This window comes from Sivoneniella epilithica UHCC 1019, assembly GCF_040830845.1.
GTDB lineage: Bacteria > Cyanobacteriota > Cyanobacteriia > Leptolyngbyales > Leptolyngbyaceae > ULC077BIN1.
The window spans coordinates 133,782-148,115 of sequence record NZ_JBFPDP010000009.1; the positions used below are offsets into that span (position 1 = coordinate 133,782).

A 14,334-nucleotide genomic window follows, 5' to 3' on the forward strand; every position below is an offset into this window, starting at 1 on the left:
GGTCTAACGTAACAAATTAGGTGGCTTTTTAGCGTTCTAGAACACATCTACACCTGAAAACTAACGATAGGCTGAACGATTTAGCATGAGTAGTAATTTAGCAACCAAACTGCGCGAGGGCACTAAGAAGTCGCACTCCATGGCAGAAAATACCGGATTTGTTGCCTGTTTTTTAAAAGGAACCGTCGAAAAAACGTCTTACCGCAAACTCGCTGCCAATCTCTACTTCGTTTATTCTGCTATGGAAGAAGAGCTTGAGCGCCATCAACATCATCCCATCCTGTCTCAAATTTACTTTCCAGAGCTAAACCGTAAAGCATCTTTAGAGCAAGATCTCGGTTTTTACTACGGCACCAACTGGCGTGAACAAGTCGCTCCTTCTACTGCGGCTCAAGACTACGTGGCTCGGATTCGGGAGGTTTCTAATACGCAGCCTGAGTTGCTGGTTGCCCATTCCTACACGCGCTATCTAGGTGATTTGTCGGGTGGGCAAATCCTCAAAGGGGTCGCTCAACGGGGGATGAACTTGGTGGATGGCGAAGGCACTCACTTCTACGAGTTTCCAACGATTTCTGACGAGAAAGCCTTTAAGAATAAGTATCGTCAGGCAATGAACGATTTGCCCGTAGATGATACTACAGCAGACCAAATTGTGGATGAAGCCAATCATGCTTTTGGGCTGAACATGACGATGTTTAAAGAGTTGGAAGGCAGCTTAATTAAGGCGATCGGCATTATGCTATTCAACTCCTTAACCCGCCGCCGCAATCGGGGCAGCACTGAACTAGCAACTGCTGAGTAAATTTCAACGTCTTTTAATTAGGTTAGTTTCCTGAATCCTGGGGATTTGGTTTTGCGCTCGCCGCTTTATCAAATCCTCAGGATTCATAGTATTTACCTAACCCATCATTAGAAACACTCCAATCTCATGAGGAATTTACGATTGTTGCCTGTGCGATCGCAGAGCTTGCAACTTGGTAATTTTATCGATGTAATTCAACGCTAGATTCAATTACCCTATTGAGCATTAGTCATTCAAACTATAAAACTTTGACCAGTAGAAAGTCTGTAAAGAGAACTAAACTAACCCTCCAAGCAAACTTCCATAGTCCATGAAAATCTACACTTTGAGAGTGAATTGCGGCTAATTAAATATGGAGCAAGCAAAAATTTCAGCTAACATCACCATTGAGCAAATAGTTCAAAAGATCACTTCCTCTGGGCGGATTAACCGGGCAGATCAACAGCAATTTATGGCAACACTCCTTGCTTTAAACACACTCAATTCCACAGAAGAAGCCCTGATTAATCGTGTATTTGAACTGCTCCGCGCCGGACGACTACGGGTTGTCGATTGAGCATACAGCCTCTAACAATCTCGCCGATCCTATAAACCAAGGTCAACCCCGACTCGATGGGCACAAGCAAACCCAGAAAAAGCGACTGCATTCAGCCCTTGACCTGGAAAAGTGCTGTCTCCCACGCAGTAAAGCCCCGAAATTGCCGTGCGGTTAAAGGGCATTCCTAATAATCCTGCTAGCTTGCGGGTTGGGATAGGACCATAAGTGCCATTGTCTCGTCCTAAAAAGCGGCGATGAGTGCGGGGAGTTCCCACTTCTTGATAGTCTAAATGGGCAGAAAGATTCGGGAAAATTGCTTCTAGCCGATCAATAATCCGAGCCGCTGCCGCTTCTTTCCGCGCTTCATACTCCGTGGGTGAGAGTCCCTGCCACGTTTCTAGCCAACTAGGGGTAAACGCATGAATAATATGGCATCCACTGGGGGCAAGACTGGAATCAAGCAGGCTCGGAAGCGATACAAAAATAGTGCCTTCTTCTGCTTCCATATTATTCCAGTCTTCTAGCAAAATATGGTGGCATTCTGTGTCCGCCGGGAGCGCCGCTGCCTTAACGCCAAGATGAAGACTTAGAAAGCTAGGAGATTTGCGATAGCGCTGTTGCCATTTCTTCTCAGCGATCGGCATTTTTTCGGGTGATAGCAATTTTTCAAAAGTATCCCAGCGGGTCGCGTTGGAAACAATTCGTTTTGCCCGAAATGTTTCACCGGTCGCAAGCTGTACGCCGATCGCACGACCATTTTCTTCAATAATTTGTGTAACTCTAGCTTTATATTGAATCCGCCCACCATATTTTTCCAAGCCTTGTACGAGCGCTTGAGCAATTTTGCCAACGCCGCCCTTGGGATAGTTGATGCCACCGTAATGGCGATCGCTAAACACCATCCCTGCATTAATCATCGGCGTGAGATCGGCTGGCACGACTGACCAACAAAAGCACTCCATATCAATAAATTTCAGCAGTTCGGGATCGCGAATAAACTGTCGAGCATAATCTCCAGCATTCTTCGGCAGATATTTGGCTAAGCCTAAACAGGCAAGAGGATGCTGAAAAAACACTCGCATGAGATAGCGCGGTTCTTCTAGAGACAACAGTTCGATCGCGTTTAAGCAGTTAAAAACGTTCCAGCACTCATCATAAAATTTCCGAATGCCTTTTGCTTCATGGGGAAAGCGTGTAATCAATTCTTGCAAGAACTTCTCATAATCTCGATGAACTTTTACTTCTAGATTCTGAGGCAAGTGGTAGTGAATTTGCACTGGATCGGCAATCGTTTCAAGCTGCATATCGACTGCTGCCAAAGCGCGAGTCAGAAGATTGGTGGTGCCGCGATCGCCAAACCCAAACATCATCGAAGCGCCAACATCAAAACGATAGCCCGATCGCTCAAAATATCCAGCACTGCCACCAGGGATTACATATCGTTCTAAAACCAGCACCTTAGCGCCTTTAATGGCAAGCTGAGTCGCAGTGACCAATCCACCAATGCCAGAGCCAATCACAATCACATCAAATTCTGTCATCGTCTTACTATTAGAACCCGTGGAATTGGAAGATAACTCAGAGCTAGAAGACACAGGCAGAGGAGATACCACAAGAATATGCTACAAAAACTCCAGTCGGGCAACGGATGACCACAACCTTTTTTAGTGTATCTGCAAGTGTCCCTCAGCAGATTTTTTTACGTGGATGCACTCAGCACTCATCTGTCCTAATCGCTAATCCCGATTTGTTTGCAAAAAAAATGGGACTAGCCGCAAACGCTGACCAATCCCACCTGCCGATCCTTCAGAGAGGAGAACACTTGAGAACAATATAAACTTATTGATATTAGATGTCAACTATATTGAAATAGTTTCTCAATAAAAGCAGATATGCAATATTCAGGGCGATCGCCTTGCCACTTCTGCTACTGCAAAAACCACCAAGGGGAAGTATTATGAGGCAATGCTTACAGCCAAAGTGCTATTTCAGTCGCTATGACTCTTCAATTACGGGTTTACGTTCCGCCCCATCCTTTAATTAAGCACTGGCTAGCGATCGCTCGAAATGCAGCGACTCCCTCTTCATTGTTTCGCATCTCAATGACTGAGTTGGGTCGCTGGCTCACCTATGAAGCAATTCGCGACTGGCTGCCCACCAAAGATGTTACCCTGGAAACGCCTTTAGCGACTTGTCCAGGCACCTTTGTGGATTCAGAAGCTCCTGTGGCAATAGTGCCCATTTTGCGGGCAGGGTTAGCGTTGATGGATGGCGCTCAAACCTTGCTGCCCCTCGCCTCAATTTATCATTTGGGCTTTGTTCGCAATGAAGCCACCTTAGAAGCGAGTTGCTATCTCAATAAGTTACCCGATCAGTTTGACCCTCAAACCCGTGTGCTAATTCCAGAGCCAATGCTAGCCACGGGTGGAACGATTATTTCAGTGATGGCGGAACTGACCAAACGGGGAATTGATCCGGCGATGGTACGGATTATTTCGGTGGTAACGGCTCCACCCGCTTTACAAAAATTGAGTGCTGCCTATCCAAGTTTGCAGGTTTATACGGCTGCGATCGATGAACAGGTGAATGAACAGGGTTTTATTGTTCCAGGACTTGGAGATGCAGGCGATCGCACCTTTGGTACGTGAAATGATACGCTAAACACGGGAGATTGTGTATCAGTCTGATGCTACAGCCGCTAAGCTGAGAGAACAATGGTTAGTTTGTTTCTTCTAAAGCAAGTGATTTAGTTTGTAATGAGTCAACAAGACGGATTTGCAGGTGGGTTTTTACTAGGTTCCTTAGTCGGTGGAGTTTTGGGCGGTGTTGTGGGTGCGCTCATTGCCACAAAGCAGCTTGAAAATGCATCTGAAACGGAAGAGCCTATATTAGGGGGCGCAACTCCTTTGGAAGGAAAAACAACTCAGCGCAAAGGCTTGTTTAAGCCTGCGAGTGCCCAAACGGATATGGAAGCCGCCCGTCGCAGTTTAGAAGATAAAATCGCCCAGCTAAATGATGCGATCGATGATGTGCGCCAGCAATTAGGGGGAGTCAATGGCGGGTTAGTGAGCGATGCCAGTGAACAAGTCGTCTCCAAAAAAAATCATGGGCAAAGCTAATTCCATGAAAAAGTTCAGACAAAAAGTAGAATGTTAAACTGGACGTTAATAACATTGAGCTTAGGCTGTTTTGCAAGCTAGGCAAAACGCTCTAGCACCCTACAATCGCTACCACGAGTATTACTGCTTATGACTACTGCCTCTCCTGTTGCTCTATTGTTGTCTACCCTAGCGACCTTCGTTAGTATCTACTTGGCTTTGTTGCTGATCCGAATTTTGTTGAGTTGGTTTCCCAATGTCAACTGGTTCGATCCGCCCTTCTCAATTTTGAGCCAGTTAACTGATCCCTATCTCAATATCTTCCGCAACATTATTCCGCCGCTTGGAGGACTCGATTTCTCTCCAATGCTGGCATTTCTACTGCTTAGCTTCATTCAGCAAGCCTTGAGTTCCTTCCGCCTTTCGTAAGAGAAATGGATTGACTGTAAAGGCAGCTTGTTGAGAGCATTTTGTATCGAGTCTTGTTAAGCGTTTCGCTTGATAGCGATGAAAAAGCCTCGCTCATTGATGAGTGAGGCTTTGTGATGCAGACCATACCAAGAATTTCTGGCGTTGCTGATTGCAGCTATGATTTCCCTCATCCCCAACCCTTCTCCCCAAGGAGAAGGGAGCTAGAAATCTTATTCCCTCGCCCGTTGGGAGAGGGCTAGGGTGAGGGCAAATTTAGGCGTTCATAGATCAATTCAGCAACGCCGAATTTCTTACCGCCTAACTTTGCCAGTAAATCCAGCCGCTTTGAACTGCTCTAGTTTTAATGGCGGCGGCTGATTGGCAGCAACGGTAATTCTTAGCTCAAAATCGCTCGTGCCAGGAGGGACTGTTTCGATAGAGCCAAGCCGAGTACGGTTTTCCATGACAGAATTATCGTTTGCATCGTAAATCCGTCCGAAAATATCGGCGTTGATCACGGGTTTACCCGATGTGTTTTCTGCTTTGCCTGTGACAATGTAGCAGCTAGCAGCCGTTGCGTTTCCGCTGGTTACCGTTCCTTCTGCCACTTCAGCCGAACAGGTGTGATAGGAAATATCTGAAAGCTTGATTTGAACTAGGGCATGGGCTGGAGCCGTAAACCAAGGGCTAAAAACGAGGCTCAAGCTGGTCAGTAGGACGATCGCCAGCGATCGCAATTGGGTAAGGTGCATACGCTCATAAAAAATGTGGGGAGGCTAAGGCAGCGAAAGGTGCTGTTTTCAGCTTAGCCTGAATTCAGAGCAAAACATGGCGTTAGTTTCGTTAAACTGCCGTGCGATCGGTGAGGATTTCATACCCGGTTTCGGTGACTAAAACGGTGTGTTCAAATTGGGCAGAGAGTTTTTTATCCACGGTGACCGCAGTCCAGCGATCGCCCAAAATGCGGACATACTTAGAGCCTTGATTGACAATTGGCTCGATCGCCAGCGTCATTCCTGCCCGTAGCTTTTCATTAGGCATTTCTTTTGTCCGAAAGTTAAAAACTGACGGCTCTTCATGCAGGTTACGCCCCACTCCATGCCCGGTGAAGTCTTCTACAACCGTAAACCCATTTGCCTTAACACAATCTTCGATCGCCCCTGCCAAATCCAGCAGATAGGCTCCAGCTTTCACCTGTTCAATCCCTCTGTAGAGCGCCGCTTCAGCAACCCGAATCAACCGTTCGGCTTCGGAAGTGACTGTACCCACCGCGATCGTGATACAAGAATCGCCATGAAACCCTTCAAAATAGGCTCCTGTATCTACTTTCAAAACATCGCCTGTCCGAATTACCTTACGCCGATTAGGAATGCCATGCACAACTTCATTGTTGATGGACGAACAAATGGATGCAGGAAAACCGTGATATCCCTTAAAGCTAGGAGTTGCGCCCATTTCACGAATCCGCTGCTCTGCATAAACATCCAGATCCAATGTTGTCATTCCCGGTTCAACTCGCTCTGAAATCTCCTTAAGAACGGTTGCCACAATCTTCGCAGCCAGCCGCATGGTTTCAATTTCGCGAGAAGACTTAATTTCAATCCCCCGGCGCTGTCGTTTGGGTGAGGGAAGAGCAGGCTTATTCAACAACTGGCTGAAAATATTCATGAAAAATCGCGGTGCTACAGAACGGAAAAAGCAGATCAAAGCTTCTTTAAGGTAACTTAAAACTCTTGTCTGCCCTCAGTTTAGTTTAATCAACCAGCCAGCAAAGCAATCTTTCTGAGGTGATTATCGTTCCAATTAGAAAGATTGCGATCGCTACTGATCGCAGTCTACCGTTGTGGACAGGAATCCTAGATTGCCCTATTTCGCCCAAATACGAAGCGATCACTGAAACTGTACAATTGCTTTATTTTCAACGTTTGGGGATAAGGCAGCGTAGGTAAAAGTTGCGTCAGTGTCGCAAATTGGCAGAAGTTGCCCAGTTTGTCAGCATACTCACTAGCGATGCCAAAATATTGTGCCAAAGGCGATCGCTCATCTGCTCAACCGTCGCCAACGCCTCCTCAACCTGCATCTTTACGCCCCTCTGTATTCCGTTCTATCAAGAATACCCTTCATCCATCTGCTACTCTCAGGAAAAACTGACTTTTTCCTGACTTTTTACCGACCGCCAAATCGGATACTCAGAAGTTAGATTCAACTGAGAGCAAATTTAGCAGAGCAGAGCAAACGATTCTGAGGTAGTGAAGCTAAAGCCATAACTGCTATTTAGCTTTAGTGTTCCTTCTTCTCCTGCCACAGAAAGTAAAAAACGTACTTTACATACAGGAAGACCATGAACTATTCAAGATTTATTGCATCATTACTTACCACCTCTGCACTAGCGTCTAGCCTCAGCATCATGATGTTACAACCAGCAAAGGCGGATCTGTTTTGCTACCCTTGGGAGCGCAATTGTAAGGTAGATGGTCAAGTTGGCACTAGTGGCAATGATAAGCTTGGCGGTCAGAAATGGTATTTTGTGAATGTAAAAAATAATTCGAGCAGAGCAATTTGGGTAGCTGCTCATTATCGAGTAACGCCAACTGATACTAGTGGTTCCTGTGTTCAGTCAGTTGGAGCAGACAACTGTAATAGTCCTTCCTGGGCTACAGGTGGATATTGGAAGTTAGAGCCTGGTGAGAAAGCGCTTATCCTCAATTCAGAAAATCAAATCGACAACCGATATATCTATTTTCATGCCCATGATGCTCAAGGTAGAACATGGGGTAGTCCAGAATTGAAGAAAAATGTTCGTGGTGAGGTTCAGCCGTTTTTCAAAACAGACATGGGAGGCACAATAACCAACTTCACTCAGAGTTTTGATTAAAGATAGACAGAAAGTTTCGGTAGTACCCCATAGTAATGCTAAAGCTATGAACTAGGCTCTGTACTGCTGAAATCCTGTGATCGAGCCTCATCACTGCAACCAAGGTGCGATTACACAGCTAAGTCAAACCTACTCCCCGCTTTCCTACAGATTGAGTTTCGCTCTTCAACTCAGCGATCATTGTATATTTAGTTCGACTTTTGTCTCTAGCTACTTGACATCAGTTCAATCTCACCCTCATAAATGGACAACTCTATGAAACTATTTAGCTTTCTCACTATCCTTGGATCTTCTATTTTGTTAGCTGTTGCAACTACCAATTCAGCGGCAGCACAACAGACTCTAGGACAATGTGTTTCCGATCTAAGGCGAAGTGGTCTTCTTTTATACGATGCGTTAACAAGTTGCTCCGATTCCGTGCAAAGTCAATCCTCTACTCAAACTCTTGGTCGCTGTACTGGTGATCTAAGACGAACTGGAATTCTTCCTTATGATGCAGCAGGTGCTTGTGAAAAAGTCTTGCAAAATCAAAGACCTTCTCAATCTCTAGGGCAGTGTGTTTCAGAAGTGAGAAGCCAAGGACTTCTTCCTAGCGATGCAGCAGCTAGATGTCAAAGTTTATTCAAACGTCAAAATGAAAATAAATAAATTTGATTCATGACTAATTTCCAAACTTCGCATATCTGATTCTCGTAGCTAAATGCAGAGACTATTGCGATCGCGCCTCAAATATTCGCTATCACTAAAGCGCGATCGCTTAAGGCATACCAAAAAATCGAAAGGAACGGATTTTGCTGAGGAATGGTGGGATTAGCCGTTCATTTCTCTTCAAAACCCGCCCCTTTAGTTAGAAAAGCGATCGCTTATTTCACAAACAGCATTTCTTGATAGGTCGGTAGTGGCCAAAAATCATCTGCGACTTCCGCTTCCAAGGCATCGGCATACTCTCGCACCTTGTCCATTAAAGGACGAATAGTTTGCGAGGAATACTGCATATGTTCTTCTGGGGTGGCAAAATCATGTTTGTCCATGGCAGCGGCGAGTTTGCTGATCATGTCCGTCATGGATTTGGTTAGAGCCGCGACTTTTTCAGCGGTTTCTTGCTCTAGGGCAATGCCAATTTCCTTGAGATTCGCGATCGCGCTCGAAAGTTCCGACAAATAGCGAACGGCAGCGGGGTAAATCATGGTTTTTGCCATGCTGATGACGAGCTTCGCTTCCACCTCGATCGCCAAAATATACTGTTCGGCGTATACATCAAAGCGGCTTTCTAGTTCAACCGGAGTTAGCACACCCACGCGATCGAACAACTCTTCAATGTAATCCGCTTTCAGTACAGGCAATGCATCCGCAGTGGTTCGGAGGTTTGCTAAGCCCCGTTCTGCGGCGATTGTGTGCCACTCTTCCGAGTAGCCATTGCCGCCAAACACGACATTGCTGTGCTTGTCCATCACTTCTTTCAGCACCGCATGAGCCGCTGTATTCAAGTCTGCGCCTGCTGCCATTTTGCTGTCTAATTCATCGGCAACCCAAGTCAGGGAATCTGCCAATATCGTGTTCATCGCCACCAAGGGACCCGACACGGATTGGTTAGACCCAACAGCGCGAAACTCAAAGCGATTGCCAGTGAAGGCAAAGGGAGAAGTGCGGTTGCGATCGCCCGGATCTTTCGGGAAAACAGGCAACGTCGCCACACCCAAATCCATCACGCCAGCATGATCAGAGCTTTCGGGCTGCCCTGCGCTAATTTGCTTGAAGACATTCTCAAGCTGCGATCCCAAGTAGACGGAGATAATGGCTGGAGGAGCCTCGTTAGCACCCAAACGATGGTCATTACTAGCAGTAGCCACAACCGCCCGTAGCAAAGGACCATATTTGTGAACGCCGCGAATCACCGCGCCACAGAACAGCAAAAACTGCATATTCGAGTGGGGCGTATCGCCTGGATCAAGCAGGTTGCCTTGAGTTGAGTTGCCCACCGACCAGTTCACGTGTTTGCCGGAGCCATTGATTCCCGCAAACGGTTTTTCGTGCAGCAGACAAACAAATCCATGTTTTTTCGCTGTCATTTTGAGAATGGTCATGATCAACTGCTGGTGATCGCTGGCAACGTTGGCGGCTTCAAAAAAGGGCGCAAGTTCAAACTGACCCGGAGCCACTTCGTTGTGTCGGGTTTTTGCGGGAATGCCCAAGCGATACATCCGCTCTTCCACGTCTTGCATGAACACCTGAACGCGCTCTGGAATGGCACCAAAATAGTGATCATCAAACTGCTGACCTTTGGCGGCGGGTTTGCCAAACAGCGTTCTGCCCGTTAGCAATAAATCGGGGCGGCTATGGGCAAAATGAGCATCTACCAAGAAGTACTCTTGTTCCGCGCCACAGCTAGAGTTGACTGGAGCGACTTCTGCATGTCCCAAAAGCGTCAACACCCGGACTGCGGCTTTGCTCATGGCTGCGATCGATCTCAGCAATGGAGTTTTTTTATCGAGCGCTTCTCCAGTCCAGGAAATGAAAACGGTGGGGATGCACAAGGTCACACCGTTGTCAGTTTCCATCACATAGGCAGGACTGGTCACATCCCAAGCGGTGTAGCCCCGCGCCTCAAAGGTGGAACGCAAACCGCCATTGGGGAACGACGAGCCATCGGGTTCTCCCTGGACTAAAACTTTTCCGGTAAACTCGGTGATGACGGAACCATCGCTTTGAACGGAGATAAACCCATCGTGCTTTTCAGCGGTGGCGTTGGTCATGGGATAAAAGACGTGGGCATAGTAGAGTGCCCCTTTGGAGGTTGCCCAGTCTTTCATCGCAGCGGCAACGGCACCCGCAACAGAAACATCCAGTTTCCCGCCTGTTTGCACTGTTTGCTTAACAGATCTAAATACATCTTTGGGTAAGCTTGCCTGCATCTTACTCAAAGTAAAAACATCGGTTGCCCACAGCGCTTCTAACCGTTGGGGCATTTTGGGCGGCAAGGGCTTACGATCTGTCACTTGATGGACGGCTTGAACGCGCAATTCATGGGTCATCGTTAGTTTTCTCCGAGAGGGTTGTGCTTAGAGAGCATACTGGGTTAGATGGTTCCAAACTGTGTTGTAAGAACAGTTATCTTGGCAAAATATGCCTTTAGAGTTATTGCGTACTAATAAACAGTAGGTACGAAAAATTGCTCGTTTCGGGGTGGGCGTACATAGTTTTGCGGAGCGGCTTTACGAGGCGACAGTTCTAGCGCTTTAGGGGTCATATCTACATAGGGGATTTTGCTCAGGAAATGGCTGATGCAGTTAAGACGAGCGCGTTTTTTGTCGTCTGCTTCCACCGTAAACCAAGGCGCTTCAGGAATATTGGTGTGGGAAAGCATCGCGTCTTTTGCTTGGGAATATTCCACCCAGCGATCGCGCGATTCTAGATCCATTGGACTTAGTTTCCAACGCCGCGCCGGATCAGTGGTGCGAGACTGAAACCGACGTTCCTGTTCATCATCGCTGACCGAAAACCAATATTTCAGCAAGATGATTCCAGAACGTACCAGCATCCGCTCAAACTCTGGGCAAGTTTGCATAAATTCTTGATATTGCGCGTCGGTGCAAAACCCCATCACATGCTCAACCCCAGCACGGTTATACCAACTGCGATCGAAGCAAACAATCTCGCCTGCTGCCGGAAGATGGGGCACATAGCGCTGGAAATACCATTCGGTTTTTTCGCGATCGCTTGGCGTACCCAACGCCACCACCCGACAACCACGAGGATTAAGCTGTTCAGTAATTCGCTTAATAGTGCCACCCTTGCCGGCAGCATCACGACCCTCAAACAGAAGAACAATCCGAGTGCCGGTATGCTTTGCCCAATACTGCATTTTCACCAGTTCAATTTGCAGTCGGGCAAGTTCTTTCTCATAAAACTTGCTATCCAACTTAGAACTTCCTTCTCCTTCTGAAGGATAAGAAAGCGCTTTTAGCTTTAGGTGCTTAGAGTCGAGATTTTTTTTCTTTTCTTTTTTCTTCCTTTTATCTTTCGGAACCTTAGGTTCTATAACGGGCGGTTCTAGCATTACTGCATCCGAGGGTGAAGGTATGCCGTTTAACGTTTCAGTTTCCATAATTATCCAGTAGAGAAAATTTTAGTCAAATGATGAGGCGATTGACAGGGGCTAATCATCAAAAAAAGTAGACGAACAAGGTTGGACAATCTCCAGCAGTCGCCTGAGAGGAAAGAGGTATACCCGATCTCGTCTGGGTATACCTCTTTCCAACTGTCCAAGCTTTGCTGAATATTTTTTGTTTGTAACTAATAGTATGAATAGAAAATTAGAATATTTGTATCGCAAAACACGAAGCGTGGGAAACCGAGAGTTGCATTTTAAGGATTTGCTCACATGCTCTTTCTTCTCATCCCGAACCCTTGACACCTACTTTCCACTACTGGGGTTGCATTTGAGGTCCTGTCCACACGCTATTGCTGACCTGCCCGTAGGTAACTGGGCGATCGCCCTTCGCCAAAATGGTTTGCCCCGTCGTATCTACCCTCCACTGCTGCCAATTTTCATCGCCCATCATGCCCGCTCTAAACAAAACCAGTTCAGGCTGACAGTGGCTCCAGCCCAACAAGATGGCATTGGTATAGTCAATTTTAGTCGGAGCCACGGTATTGACCCGATTGCGAGGCTGATTCACAATCACCGCATAATCGGAGGCAATATCTGACCCGAAAAATGATTCAAATTCGCGCGCTAGTAAGCGATCGCCCGACTCAGACCAAGACACCGGGATCACCATCGAAATCCGCCCTTCTAAATCTCCACCCGTATTCAAAAAGGGGTTGTCTGCCAGCGGAGATGCAGGGGTAATTGCCTGTAAATCGCCCGTTCGCAAGTTTTCCAAAAACAACACACTGGTGACATGACTGCGAAAATACTCTGGCTCAACCTGCATTTGAATTCGGCTGTAAGCCGCGTAATCTTGACCGGGCGAAATCAGTGATTGGCTGCGATAGCAATAAGTTCCCGATAAATTGCTTGAACTACTGGCATTTAACGTGGCTAATACCCAGCCCCAAGGAACTGGATGGGGACTATCCAAAGGATCAATTTGGATGGATTGCTGGGACATAGCTAAACCAAAAGAAGGTGAAATTGAATCATGCAAAACACTACTCCTGGTTGGACTAGATCAACCAAAAGCTTTGCAAAATAGAACGAAACGATGCCAATCCTGTGATGAGGATGAGCATTTTGAACGGGGATAAAACACAACCTTGCCTAGCGGCTGTGCTTCTAGTTAAGCAGCCTTTATCACACTGCTCTGCAACTATTCTTTTAGCTACAACTATTCTTCTAGCAATGACGAGATCACCGTCCATAGCTTGACCCACATTGCAACAAGTGCAGCAATTTGCTACGTATTCAGTTTCTTATCTTAGGTATAGCAAGCATTTTCAATAACGACCTCTACTTTTTGGCTGCTTTCCGAGAAATTTAAGGGCTAAGCCTGAAAAGCAGGAAAGTCCAACCTCAAAAGGTGTGAGGTGTGGCGTGAGCAATGTTAGTTGATATTCAGCAAGTGGTTAAAGATTTGTTTAGGAGGTGGGAAAAATCAAGTAGAAGCTCTTCCTGTCCATTTCTAAAATGTTTCGGATTGCGCTTTAACCTGGTTGCAGCGATCGCCAACTTTGAGATCGCCCTCTCTTCCCGATTTACGCATCCCGATTTACGCAAGAGTTGTACTGAATAAAAAGCCTAACCTAACGCCTAATTTATTGGATTATTCCCTGCAATCAGATTACCTCTTGTGATACATGAAGCCAGATCAACTAATTACTACTCTTGGTGAGTAGAAGTAATTCGCTAAAAAATTATGATTTTTCACATTTGGCATCACTCACCGATTCGCGCCACCCTCTTGACATTAGGATTTGTGGCGGGAGCGATTTCACCTTACCTGTCCCCTAGTCCGGCTCCACTTTTTGCGGCTGCTACAAACACAAGCTTTCCCGATACTCAAGCCTATTGGGGGCAGCCATTTATTCAAGCTTTAGCAGAGCGCAATATCGTTACAGGCTATCCTGACAACACCTATCGCCCTGAACAACCAGTCAAGCGTGACGAGTTTGCAGCCATCCTTCAAGCAGCTTTTGCTCAGCCTTCAGAGCGGCAAATTGCCAGTGGTAGCGTCTATAAAGATATTCCAGAGGGCTACTGGGCAAGTTCGGCAATTGAAGAAGCTTACGAAATGGGGTTTATGAAGGGCTATCTAGGTGGAGAATTTCGCCCCAATCAACCTGTCACTAAAGTAGAAGTGTTAACTTCGCTAGCTCAAAACTTAGCCTTGCCGCCAACGATCGCCGCCACGAGTAGATCGGGCGCTGCTACGACCCCGGCGATCGCGGCAAGTCAGCAGCCTAGAAACCGGAGACGTGCTAAACAAACCCTCATGTTTCCGCTGGCGATAACGGCACTAATGCCACCGTTGATGACAACGCCAACGAGAGCAACTGTTCCTGTCAATCCTCCAGCCAGCAACCTCCAAGCGGCTAGTAGTCTGTCAAGAAAGAATTGATGGATAGAGACGCTTGAGTTTGATGCGGGCATCTTGAGTCGTAAATTGCC

Annotated in this window: 15 protein-coding genes; 8 read left to right on the plus strand and 7 right to left on the minus strand. The window is 46.7% G+C overall.

Annotated features, from left to right (window positions below):
* Positions 1 to 85 precede the first annotated feature (85 nt).
* Both AB3R30_RS08345 and AB3R30_RS08350 read left to right on the plus strand, forming a co-directional pair.
* Positions 86 to 802: a biliverdin-producing heme oxygenase gene (locus tag AB3R30_RS08345; RefSeq protein ID WP_458648709.1), complete on the plus strand. Its 717-nt coding sequence runs from the start codon at positions 86 to 88 to the stop codon at positions 800 to 802.
* Between the two features lie 352 nt (positions 803 to 1,154).
* On the plus strand, positions 1,155 to 1,358 hold the full coding sequence (locus AB3R30_RS08350) for a hypothetical protein (protein ID WP_458648710.1): 204 nt from the start codon (positions 1,155 to 1,157) through the stop codon (positions 1,356 to 1,358).
* A 29-nt stretch (positions 1,359 to 1,387) separates the two neighbouring features.
* On the opposite strand, the gene crtH is transcribed toward AB3R30_RS08350, so the two are convergent.
* Positions 1,388 to 2,953 (minus strand): carotenoid isomerase, encoded by a 1,566-nt coding sequence (gene crtH, locus AB3R30_RS08355; RefSeq protein ID WP_458648711.1) that lies wholly within the window; start codon positions 2,951 to 2,953, stop codon positions 1,388 to 1,390.
* 384 nt (positions 2,954 to 3,337) lie between these two features.
* On the opposite strand from crtH, the gene upp reads away from it, so the two are divergent.
* From upp to AB3R30_RS08370, 3 genes are all read left to right on the plus strand, one after another.
* Positions 3,338 to 3,988 (plus strand): uracil phosphoribosyltransferase, encoded by a 651-nt coding sequence (gene upp, locus AB3R30_RS08360; protein WP_458648712.1) that lies wholly within the window; start codon positions 3,338 to 3,340, stop codon positions 3,986 to 3,988.
* A gap of 108 nt (positions 3,989 to 4,096) precedes the next feature.
* Positions 4,097 to 4,459: a hypothetical protein gene (locus AB3R30_RS08365; RefSeq protein WP_458648713.1), complete on the plus strand. Its 363-nt coding sequence runs from the start codon at positions 4,097 to 4,099 to the stop codon at positions 4,457 to 4,459.
* A 129-nt stretch (positions 4,460 to 4,588) separates the two neighbouring features.
* The gene (locus tag AB3R30_RS08370) at positions 4,589 to 4,867 is read left to right on the plus strand and encodes a YggT family protein (RefSeq protein WP_458648714.1); all 279 of its coding nucleotides are present in this window, start codon (positions 4,589 to 4,591) and stop codon (positions 4,865 to 4,867) included.
* Positions 4,868 to 5,160: 293 nt separating this feature from the next.
* On the opposite strand, the gene AB3R30_RS08375 is transcribed toward AB3R30_RS08370, so the two are convergent.
* From AB3R30_RS08375 to AB3R30_RS08385, 3 genes are all read right to left on the minus strand, one after another.
* Positions 5,161 to 5,601, minus strand: a complete 441-nt coding sequence (locus tag AB3R30_RS08375) for an FxLYD domain-containing protein (protein WP_458648715.1) — start codon at positions 5,599 to 5,601, stop codon at positions 5,161 to 5,163.
* A 91-nt stretch (positions 5,602 to 5,692) separates the two neighbouring features.
* On the minus strand, positions 5,693 to 6,517 hold the full coding sequence (gene map / locus AB3R30_RS08380; RefSeq protein ID WP_458648716.1) for a type I methionyl aminopeptidase: 825 nt from the start codon (positions 6,515 to 6,517) through the stop codon (positions 5,693 to 5,695).
* 289 nt (positions 6,518 to 6,806) lie between these two features.
* A complete protein-coding gene (locus AB3R30_RS08385) occupies positions 6,807 to 6,929 on the minus strand; it encodes a hypothetical protein (protein ID WP_458648717.1) in 123 nt (40 codons plus the stop codon).
* A gap of 261 nt (positions 6,930 to 7,190) precedes the next feature.
* Between AB3R30_RS08385 and AB3R30_RS08390 the strand changes: the two genes are divergently transcribed.
* Positions 7,191 to 7,724 carry a hypothetical protein gene (locus tag AB3R30_RS08390; protein ID WP_458648718.1) on the plus strand — a complete coding sequence of 178 codons (534 nt, stop codon included), beginning with the start codon at positions 7,191 to 7,193 and terminating at the stop codon, positions 7,722 to 7,724.
* Positions 7,725 to 7,979: 255 nt separating this feature from the next.
* The gene (locus AB3R30_RS08395; RefSeq protein ID WP_458648719.1) at positions 7,980 to 8,372 is read left to right on the plus strand and encodes a hypothetical protein; all 393 of its coding nucleotides are present in this window, start codon (positions 7,980 to 7,982) and stop codon (positions 8,370 to 8,372) included.
* A gap of 215 nt (positions 8,373 to 8,587) precedes the next feature.
* On the opposite strand, the gene AB3R30_RS08400 is transcribed toward AB3R30_RS08395, so the two are convergent.
* From AB3R30_RS08400 to AB3R30_RS08410, 3 genes are all read right to left on the minus strand, one after another.
* Positions 8,588 to 10,756 carry a glutamine synthetase III family protein gene (locus AB3R30_RS08400; RefSeq protein WP_458648720.1) on the minus strand — a complete coding sequence of 723 codons (2,169 nt, stop codon included), beginning with the start codon at positions 10,754 to 10,756 and terminating at the stop codon, positions 8,588 to 8,590.
* A gap of 113 nt (positions 10,757 to 10,869) precedes the next feature.
* Entirely contained in the window at positions 10,870 to 11,829 is a 960-nt protein-coding gene (gene ppk2 / locus AB3R30_RS08405) for a polyphosphate kinase 2 (protein ID WP_458648721.1), read from the minus strand.
* Between the two features lie 319 nt (positions 11,830 to 12,148).
* Complete coding sequence (locus AB3R30_RS08410) at positions 12,149 to 12,838, minus strand: hypothetical protein (RefSeq protein ID WP_458648722.1); 690 nt, start codon at positions 12,836 to 12,838, stop codon at positions 12,149 to 12,151.
* Positions 12,839 to 13,582: 744 nt separating this feature from the next.
* On the opposite strand from AB3R30_RS08410, the gene AB3R30_RS08415 reads away from it, so the two are divergent.
* The gene (locus AB3R30_RS08415; RefSeq protein WP_458648723.1) at positions 13,583 to 14,284 is read left to right on the plus strand and encodes an S-layer homology domain-containing protein; all 702 of its coding nucleotides are present in this window, start codon (positions 13,583 to 13,585) and stop codon (positions 14,282 to 14,284) included.
* The last annotated feature ends 50 nt before the right edge of the window (positions 14,285 to 14,334 follow it).